At 56.1% G+C, this 9,529-nt stretch carries 9 protein-coding genes; all 9 read left to right on the top strand.

Going from position 1 to position 9,529, the window contains the following annotated elements; translation table 11 throughout:
- Nucleotides 1-164: 164 nt before the first annotated feature.
- The 9 genes from BG52_RS12670 (at nucleotide 165) to srlE (ending at nucleotide 9,506) form a co-directional block, all read left to right on the top strand.
- Complete coding sequence (locus BG52_RS12670; RefSeq protein ID WP_036584907.1) at nucleotides 165-1,151, top strand: thiamine pyrophosphate-dependent dehydrogenase E1 component subunit alpha; 987 nt, start codon at nucleotides 165-167, stop codon at nucleotides 1,149-1,151.
- A gap of 26 nt (nucleotides 1,152-1,177) precedes the next feature.
- Entirely contained in the window at nucleotides 1,178-2,155 is a 978-nt protein-coding gene (locus BG52_RS12665) for an alpha-ketoacid dehydrogenase subunit beta (RefSeq protein ID WP_036667376.1), read from the top strand.
- A 22-nt stretch (nucleotides 2,156-2,177) separates the two neighbouring features.
- Nucleotides 2,178-3,521 carry a dihydrolipoamide acetyltransferase family protein gene (locus BG52_RS12660; protein ID WP_036583478.1) on the top strand — a complete coding sequence of 448 codons (1,344 nt, stop codon included), beginning with the start codon at nucleotides 2,178-2,180 and terminating at the stop codon, nucleotides 3,519-3,521.
- Between the two features lie 13 nt (nucleotides 3,522-3,534).
- A complete protein-coding gene (gene lpdA, locus BG52_RS12655; protein ID WP_036583480.1) occupies nucleotides 3,535-4,917 on the top strand; it encodes a dihydrolipoyl dehydrogenase in 1,383 nt (460 codons plus the stop codon).
- Nucleotides 4,918-4,984: 67 nt separating this feature from the next.
- Complete coding sequence (locus BG52_RS12650; protein ID WP_051587800.1) at nucleotides 4,985-6,325, top strand: NAD(P)H-dependent oxidoreductase; 1,341 nt, start codon at nucleotides 4,985-4,987, stop codon at nucleotides 6,323-6,325.
- A 94-nt stretch (nucleotides 6,326-6,419) separates the two neighbouring features.
- Nucleotides 6,420-7,370: a sugar-binding transcriptional regulator gene (locus tag BG52_RS12645; RefSeq protein WP_036583482.1), complete on the top strand. Its 951-nt coding sequence runs from the start codon at nucleotides 6,420-6,422 to the stop codon at nucleotides 7,368-7,370.
- 170 nt (nucleotides 7,371-7,540) lie between these two features.
- Nucleotides 7,541-7,945, top strand: coding sequence for a transcriptional regulator GutM (locus tag BG52_RS12640; protein WP_051587802.1), 405 nt, complete (start codon nucleotides 7,541-7,543; stop codon nucleotides 7,943-7,945).
- Nucleotides 7,946-8,509 carry a PTS glucitol/sorbitol transporter subunit IIC gene (gene srlA, locus BG52_RS12635; RefSeq protein WP_036583485.1) on the top strand — a complete coding sequence of 188 codons (564 nt, stop codon included), beginning with the start codon at nucleotides 7,946-7,948 and terminating at the stop codon, nucleotides 8,507-8,509. It begins immediately after the preceding gene.
- Entirely contained in the window at nucleotides 8,502-9,506 is a 1,005-nt protein-coding gene (gene srlE / locus BG52_RS12630) for a PTS glucitol/sorbitol transporter subunit IIB (protein WP_036583487.1), read from the top strand. Before srlA ends, srlE begins: the two co-directional genes overlap by 8 nt.
- Nucleotides 9,507-9,529 lie beyond the last annotated feature (23 nt).

The following is a 9,529-nucleotide window of genomic DNA, read 5'->3' as shown; positions in this document are numbered from 1 at the left end:
CAAATGTAAAAATACATGTTATATTGTATGCAGTTAAGGGTTGTAAAAGGTGTTTAGAAGTACGGAGAGGAGCGTGATGCGGTGGGAACGACACGGGAGCCTGATCGGCTGCGCAGCAAATTCCCATCGGCATCTTTATTTCTACAATTGAAGGAGGGCTATTCATGTCCATCGCATTAAACGAGACAACGCGGCTTTCTGCGGAGAAGCTGATGGAGCTGTATCGCCAGATGTGGCTTGTCCGCTATTTTGACGAGAAGGTGGATGAGTTTTTCGCCAAAGGGCTGATCCACGGCACGACACATCTGTGTGTGGGGCAGGAAGCGACGGCTGTCGGCGCCTGTGCCGTGCTCAAGGACATCGATATGATTACCAGTACGCACCGCGGACACGGTCACTGCATCGCCAAGGGAGCGAGCGCCGACCGGATGATGGCGGAGCTGTTCGGCCGGGAAACCGGTTACTGTAAAGGCAAAGGCGGCTCGATGCACATTGCGGATGTTGACAAGGGCAACTTGGGAGCAAACGGGATTGTAGGCGGCGGTATCCCGATCGCTGCGGGCGCGGCATTGACTTCGAAGATGAAAAACCGCGGCTACGTGGTGCTGTGCTTTTTCGGGGACGGGGCGAGCAACGAGGGCAGCTTCCATGAAGCGATCAACCTGGCCGCAATTTGGAAACTTCCCGTGGTGTTCTTCTGCGAAAACAATCAGTACGGCATGTCCGGCCCGGCCAAAGAAATGATCGGCGTTGAGAACATTGCCGACAGGTCCATGTCCTATGGCATACCGGGCCATGTCGTTGAAGGCAATGATATTTTCGCCGTTATGCAAGCAACCTCGGCTGCCGTCGACAGAGCTCGCGCGGGACAAGGGCCGACCCTGATCGAGGCGAAAACTTACCGTTGGAAGGGCCATTCCAAAAGCGATGCCAAGAAGTACCGGACAAAAGAAGAAGAGCAAATGTGGCGAGAGCAGAAGGACCCGATCACGCACTTGGCCCAACGTCTGGTCGCCGATAAGATCGCCACGCCGGAAGAGTTGGAGAAATCTCGTTTGAAGGCATTGGAGGAGATAGAAGCGTCCGTGAAATTTGCGGAACAAAGCCCGATGCCGTCTCCGGATACGCTTGAGGAAGACGTATTCGCCTAAACAATCGTCCGGGAGGAAGCTGGAAAATGAGGGAAATTACCTATTTGGAAGCTGTCAGGGAAGCGATGTCCCAAATGATGAGAGAGAACGACGACGTGTTTATCATGGGGGAAGACATAGGGGTGTATGGAGGCGCTTTCGGCGTCACGAGAGGCATGATTGAAGAATTTGGCGCGGAGCGCGTGCGGAACACGCCTATTTCGGAATCCGGAATTTCAGGTGCGGCTGTGGGAGCGGCCCTGACGGGCATGCGACCGATTCTTGAATTGCAGTTCTCCGACTTCATCACGATTGCGACCGACCAAATCGTCAATCAGGCGGCCAAGATCCGATATATGTACGGCGGCAAGGCCAAGGTGCCGATGGTGCTCCGGACGCCGGCGGGATCCGGAACGGGAGCCGCCGCTCAGCATTCGCAAAGCCTGGAGGCGTGGATGACGCATATTCCCGGGTTGAAAGTGATTCAACCGTCGACGGCTTACGACGCCAAGGGTCTGCTGCGCGCCGCTATTGAAGACGACAATCCGGTTATTTTTTATGAGCATAAGCTCCTGTATCGGACCAAAGCGGATGTGCCGGAACAACCCTACTCGCTTCCGATCGGCAAGGCCGACATCAAACGGCAGGGAAAAGACGTAACGGTGGTCGCCACCTCAATTATGGTGCATAAGGCGCTGGAGGCTGCGGGGCAATTAAAGCAAGACGGCATCGAAGCGGAGGTCGTCGACCCACGCACGCTTGTGCCGCTGGATATCGAGACAATTGCGGAATCGGTCAAAAAGACGGGACGCCTGGTCGTTGTGCACGAGGCAGTCAAGCGGGGAGGCTACGGCGCGGAAATCGTCAGCCAGGTGATCGAGAGCGAAGCTTTCGATTATCTTGACGCTCCGATCCAGAGGCTGGGCGGACTGGCAGTGCCGATTCCGTACAACCCGATTCTGGAGAAAAGCGCCGTGCCCCAGGTTGAGGATATCGTCCGCGCAGTGAAGGCGACGTTCAAGTAAGCTACAGGGAGGCCTTGCATTTATGCTGAACGAAGTGTTCATGCCTAAGCTCGGCATGACGATGGAAACAGGAACGATCATTCAATGGTTCAAGAACGAGGGTGACCCGGTCAAGCAGGGCGAAGTGCTGCTCGAGGTCATGACAGACAAGATCAATATTGAGGTGGAAGCCTATCACACCGGCATTCTTCTGAAAAAATATTATGCCGAGGACAGCGTGGTGCCCGTGAATCTGGTGATCGGTTACATCGGCGAAGCGAGCGATCAGGCGCCGGATGCTCCGCCATTGGTCAAAGGCGGAGAGGAGACGGAGGAAGGTGATAAACCGACGGCCGCCGCCGAGGTTCCTGGCGGGGCGCGACAGAACGCTGCCGTTCCGGAATACGGGAAGCCGCGCGCTACGCCGGCCGCCCGTAAATCAGCCCGGGAACGCGGCGTGGAATTGCGAAGTGTGCCGGGAAGCGGAGAGAACGGGCGGATTCACAAGGCGGACGTCGAAAATTTCGCTTCCGAATCCGGCATTCGTGCCACGCCGCTCGCGAGGAGGGTGGCAGAGGATCGCGGAGTGGACCTGGTCAGTATCGCGGGAAGCGGTGAGCGCGGCAAAGTGTTGCACGCGGATGTGGAACAAGCCGCTGTACCTGCAGCAACCGCAGGCGCAGAGACGGCTGCGGCGGCAGACAGGATGATCAAGCTGCAGGGCATGCGCAAGATCATCGCCACTCGGATGTCCCAAAGCGCTTTTACCGCGCCGCATGTCACGATCACGGCGACTGTCGACATGACGAATGTCCAGTCGCTCCGCGCCGAGCTGCTTCCGGAAATCGAGAAACAGACGGGGAATCGGCTCTCCCATACGGAAATCATTGTCAAGGCTGCTGCTGTTTGTCTCGGCCGGCATCCCTCTCTGAACGCGAGATGGTCAGGAGAAGCAGTGGTTCTGCAACCGGACGTGAATATCGGATTGGCAGTGGCGGTAAAGGACGGCCTGCTCGTTCCGGTCATTCAACGTGCCCAAACGCTTGGCCTGGCGGATCTGGTCCGTGCGTCCAAGGAGTTGGCAGCTAAAGCGAGAGATAACCGGCTCAAGCCGGAGGATTTCTTCGGCGGTACATTTACAATCAGCAATCTGGGGAAATACGCGGTCGACTCCTTCAACCCGATCATTAACCAGCCGGAGGTCGCGATTCTGGGGGTCGGTCAGATCCAGGACCGACCGGTGGTAAAGGACGGCCAGTTGGCCGTCGCTCCCGTGATGACGCTGAACCTGAGCTTCGATCATCGAGTAATCGACGGAGCTCCTGCTGCCGCTTTCCTGACTGAACTGAAGAATGTGCTAGAGAAGCCGTTCCAATTATTGATTTGAGGGGTTGAATCCTTTGAACGCATATGATGTCGCCGTTATCGGCGGAGGTCCAGGCGGATATGTTGCCGCAATACGCGCCGCAAAACTCGGATTGTCCGTCGTCCTGATCGAAGGCTCCGAGCTGGGAGGCACCTGTCTGAATCGCGGGTGCATCCCGACGAAAACACTGCTGAATGCCGCAGGGATGGTCGAAACGGTTCGTAAAGCGGTGGAGTGGGGCATTGGCTCGGACAGCATCACGCTGGAATGGAGTCAGATGGTTGCCAAGCAGGAGAAGGTGGTGGCAACGCTACGCGGCGGTATCGCAGGTCTGCTGAAGGCAAACAAAGTCTCCCACATCCGAGGCTGGGCGAAGGTCGTTTCGGCGGGTGTAATCGAAGTATCCGGCACCATGGGGGCGGAGACGAAGGTTACATCCTCCAAGATCATCCTGGCGAACGGGTCAAAGCCGTTTGTCCCGCCGATCGAGGGGCTGGAAGACGTGACTTATCACACGAGCGACACGATTTTCGATCTCGATCGGATTCCGAACTCGCTTACGATCATCGGAGGCGGTGTCATCGGCGTCGAATTTGCCGCCATGTTCTCCGCCCTTGGCACCAAAGTGACAGTTATCGAGGCGGCCGGGCGCATCGTGCCGATGGAGGATGAAGCGGCCTCCCGCGAGCTGGCAAAAGCGCTCAAGAAACGGAACGTCACCCTGCTGACCGGCGCCAAGGTGACAGCCGCCCAACCGGAAGCGGAGAGAGCTGCAGTAAAGGTCGAGCAGGCGGGCGGCACGTCGGTGATCGCCTCGGATATTCTTCTCGTCGCGGTCGGCCGGCAGCCCAACCTGTCTGGATTGGACGCACTGCCGTTGGCCATGGACGGCCGTTTTGTACAGGTGAATGAACACCTGGAAACGAGCATTCCGAACATTTATGCGGTTGGCGACCTGATTGGGGGCTGGCAGCTTGCTCACGTTGCAAGTGCGGAGGGGCTTGTCGCTGCGGCCAATGCCTCCGGCCGGCAGGAGAAGATCGATTATAAAGTTGTGCCGCGCTGCATATACACGCATCCAGAGATCGCCAGCGTGGGTTTGACTGAAGCGGAGGCCCGCGACCGTGGACTGCAAGTGAAGGTGGAGATCTACTCGCTGCAAGGCAACGGCAAAGCGCTCTCCATGGATGAAACCGGTGGATTCGTGAAACTGGTGGCTGACGAGAAGTACGGCGAAATCATCGGCGTTACGATGGTGGGCCCTCATGTCACGGAGATGATCACCACCGCTTCCGCGTTTATCCATCTGGAAGGCACGGTGCACGAATGGGCGAACCTGATCCACCCTCACCCGACCGTCTCGGAGTCGCTGAACGAAGCGGCCAACGGGTGGCTGGGACTTAGCGTGAACCATTGATCAACTTTGTCTGGAACGCAGAACCGGTTTTATAAGTACATTATGAATATAGGGGATGGGTGCGTTTATGAATTTCAATAAACGATTGTTGGAGCTTGCCCGCCAGGGAGGCTGCATTCGCGTAGGATTGATCGGTGCGGGACAGATGGGACGCGGTATGGTTTCGCAGATCGAGGGCATGAACGGCATGCGCGTCGTCGCGACTGCGGACGTACGGCCGCAGAACGCAATGAATGCGTATCTCCACGCCGGCATTCCGGCCGGCCAAATCGTCGAGACCGGCGATTTGGAGAAGGCTGACCGGGCCATCGCCCAAGGGAACGTCGTGGTGACAGGCGACATGCACATGCTGCTGGCATTGCAGCAGGTGGACGTCGTAGTCGACGCCACGGGCGTGCCTAGCGTCGGCGCCGAAATCGCATGGAAAGCGATCCTGGCTAAGAAGCACGTTGTTATGCTGAACGTGGAGACTGACGTGACCGTGGGGCCGCTGCTCAACCGGATGGCCTCCGCCGCGGGTATCGTTTACACGGGCGCGGCGGGCGATGAGCCCGGGGCGGTGATGGAACTGTATCAGTTTGCGGAGACGCTCGGTTTTGAGGTGTTGGCGATCGGCAAGGGTAAGAACAATCCGTTGAACCTGCAAGCGACGCCGGATTCCGCAAGGGAGGCGGCGCTCTCAGTGGGCGCCAACCCGAAGATGATCGCTTCGTTCCAGGACGGAACCAAGACGATGATCGAGATGACAGCGGTGGCCAACGCAACGGGCTTCGTGCCGGACGTGGCGGGCATGCATGGGCCGGAGGCGACGGTCAGCCAGCTGACCGATGTGCTGCGGCTGAAAACCGAAGGCGGCATCCTTGACAAGTACGGCATCGTCGAGTATGTCAACGGCGTGGCGCCGGGCGTATTCGTGATCGTGACATCGGAGAAGGAAGAAGTGCGCCGCGAGATGACGTACCTGAAGATGGGGAAAGGGCCGAATTACGTGCTGTTCCGCCCGTACCATCTGACCAGTCTGGAGACGCCGCTGTCCGTGGCGAACGCCTATTTCTTCGGCGAGCAGACCATTGCCCCGTGGAAGGGGCTCGTGGCGGAAACGGTCGCGGTTGCGAAAAAGGACCTGAATCCGGGTGACCGGCTGGACGGACTCGGCGGCTTCACGGTATACGGCCGCATCATGACGGCTGCGGATTCCAAAGCCGCGAACGGCTTGCCGATCGGCCTGGTCCAATCCCAGGTGATGACCCGGTCCGTCAAGGCCGGTGAAATCTTGACGCTCGATTCGATCGAGCAGACGCAAGAGTCGGTCATATGGAAGCTGCGCCAGCTCATGGAACAAACGATACCCCTGCCTGGATCGCACGCCTCGGCGCCGGTTGCCTCTATTCCTCAAACCACCTTCTAAGAGGTGGTTTTTTTCTGTCGCGATCCCGTTGATATAGGCCAAGAGAAATATGATATAATAGCGGGAGATCGAATAGAGATGGGAATGAAAAGCGATGAACGACGCCGAAAGAAAGTTTTTGCTCAAGATATCCCGCATGTATTATTTTGACGAATGGACCCAAGCCGAGATTGCCAAGAAAGTCGGCGTCTCCCGGCCAATTATATCGAAAGGCCTCCAGAAAGCCCGCAGCGAGGGTTTGGTCGAGATCATTATCCACGATCACGGCTTCGATACCATTGAGATGGAGAACCGGATCGAGAGTGCTTTCGGGCTGGAAGATGTTATCGTTGTTCCCTCGGCGGACATGGCCAAAGAGGCTGTGCGCACAGCCCTCTCCAAGGCCGCAGCCTCTTATTTGCAAAAACAGTTGAAAGACGCGCAGAAAATCGGGGTTTCGTGGGGTACCGCACTGAATGATCTGGTGAAGGAATATCCATCCGATGCACATCCGCACTTGAAGGTAATTCCGATGGTTGGAGGGATGGGCTCCCACGGCATCGAACTTCACGCCAATCAGATTGCTTTCGAGCTGTCTAAGAAGCTGGATTGCCAGTGCGAATCGCTCTATGCACCCGCTATCGTGGAAACGGCAGAATTCCGCAATCTCCTTTTGAGTACGCCGGAGATTAATCGGGTGCTGGCGGAAGCCAAAAGCGTGGACGTGGCGCTAGTCGGGATCGGAAATCCGTTCAACCAATCGACTATGAAGGAAATCGGCTATTTGGGGGACGCGGAGTTGCAAAGTTTGAAGAATGCCAAAGTGGCGGGAGACATCAATTCCTGCTTCATTCTGGAAGACGGCTCGATCGCCCAGAATACCTTGAACGAACGAGTGATTGGCATCAACACGGACGATCTGCGTCAGGCTGGGAAGGTGATCGCCGTTGCGGAAGGATTGCATAAAACGGACAGTATTATCGCAGCGCTCAAGGGCGGCTATATCAACGCCATCATCACAGAGGAGCAGACCGCGTCCGACATCGTTTCCAAGCTGGAACAATAGTATTCTCCCCCGAGGCCGATCAGATCCTCTTCTGTGAGGCCTTTTTTGTATGTAAAGACTGTAAATAAAAAAACTTAGGGGTAAAAACCTGGTTGACAGAAACATTGAAAGCGATTTATAATTCAAATGTAATAGGCCATTACATTTGTAAAAATTGGAGGTTAAACAACGTGGAATGGTGGAACTTGCTGATGCTGTTCTTCATTGGTGCCTGGTTTCTGCAAATCATTCTGAGTTTCTTCCAGTCTAGGCACTACCAGCAAACCTTAAGGACAATGGCTTCACAAGAATTGGGATTTCTCGGCGTGGGTGTCGTCAAGAAAACGCTGGGCGTAGGGTCCGTGGTGATCCTGGTCACGAATACCGACTGCGTGGTGACGAACGCTCAAGAATTGAGCGGCGTTACCGTGTTCGGAAGATTCCGCAAGGCGGATCGCTTCATCGGACGGCAGCTTGACGAAATCGAGGATTGGGATTCCGAGCACGTCAGCGTGCACGCAGCCCGCAAAGCGGTAGGGCTGATCCGGCAGCAGGTCAGTCAGGTTGACCAAACTATTATTCAGGGAGGATTTTAAATGGATTTTCTGGTGCAAATGGCCGAGGGGTTCATCGGCATGTTTCAGGAAGGCGGCAAGACGTTCATCGCGCTTGTAAGCGGCATCATTCCAACGCTGATCACTCTGATTACGGTCGTTAATGCATTGATCAAATTCGTCGGTGAGGAACGGATTGAACGGTTCGCCCTTATGACCACGAAATACGCCATTTTGCGTTACACCGTGTTCCCGGTGCTGGCTGTCTTCTTCTTGACAAATCCGATGGCGTACAGCTTCGGCAAGTTCCTTCCGGAGCGTCAAAAACCGGCCTTCTACGATTCCGCGGTATCCTTCGTTCATCCGGTGACCGGACTTTTTCCTCACGCGAATGCCGGCGAACTCTTCGTATGGCTGGGTATCTCCGCCGGGGTGACGACGCTCGGACTGTCGCTTGGGCCGCTGGCAATCCGTTATTTTCTCGTCGGCATCATCGTGATCCTGATCCGCGGTCTCGTCACCGAGTGGATTACTGCGTTAATGATCCGCAGAAAGGAAGCGGAAATGAACAAAAATGCGACTTTGGGAGGAACCATCAGTGGCTGATTACAGAGCAGTTCGGGTAGAGAAAGGTAGCAGCGGCTGGGGACCGGGTCTGACAATCCAGCCGGACGACCAGAAGAAATATATCGTATCCGTGACTGGCGGCGGTATCCATCCGGTTGCACAGCGGATCGCAGAATTGACGGGCGCGGAAGCGATCGACGGGTTTACCACCTCGATTGAGAAAGAACTGATGGCGTGCGTCGTCATCGATTGCGGCGGCACGGCCCGCTGCGGCGTGTACCCCAAGTTGGGCGTGCTGACGGTCAATATACATGGCACCTCGCCGTCTGGTCCGCTGATGGCTTACATCAACGAAGAGAATTTTGTGTCCGGCGTCACCCCGAACACCATTCATCTTGCGGGTGATGGCGGCGTGCATTCCACCGCACCGCAGAAACCGAAGAGCGTCAGCGAAATTAAGCAGGAGGCCCGGGCTAAAGCTAGCCAGACGTATACGCAACCCGGCAAATCCAATCTTCTGGTCAAGATCGGACGCATGATGGGTAATGTGGTCAGCGTGTTCTATCAGGCCGGACGCGAAACAATCGACATGGTACTCAGAAATATTCTTCCTTTTATGGCTTTTGTTAGTGCTATAATGGGAATTGTACTGTTCACCGGAATCGGGGATGTGATCGCCAACGTCCTGACTCCGCTCGCAGGCAATATTTTCGGACTGCTTATCATTTCGATCATTTGCGGCATTCCGATTCTATCGCCGATGCTCGGACCCGGCGCGGTCATCGCACAGGTTGTTGGCGTGCTGGTCGGCACGGAAATCGGAAAAGGCAACATTCCGCCCCAACTGGCCCTGCCAGCCCTGTTCGCCATTAACCCTCAAGTTGGTTGCGATTTCGTGCCGGTCGGTCTGACCCTCGGGGAAGCCAAACCCCAGACGATCGAGGTTGGCGTGCCTGCCGTCCTGCTGTCTCGTCAATTCACGGGTCCACTCGCGGTGCTAATCGCTTATGTGTTCAGCTTTGGGCTATATTCTTAAAAATGTAATAATCACCAAATGGA

Source organism: Paenibacillus darwinianus, from assembly GCF_000598065.1.
Lineage (GTDB): Bacteria > Bacillota > Bacilli > Paenibacillales > Paenibacillaceae > Paenibacillus_I > Paenibacillus_I darwinianus.
The sequence above is the reverse complement of the archived record's forward strand: the minus strand, read 5'-3'. Positions and strand labels throughout refer to the sequence as shown.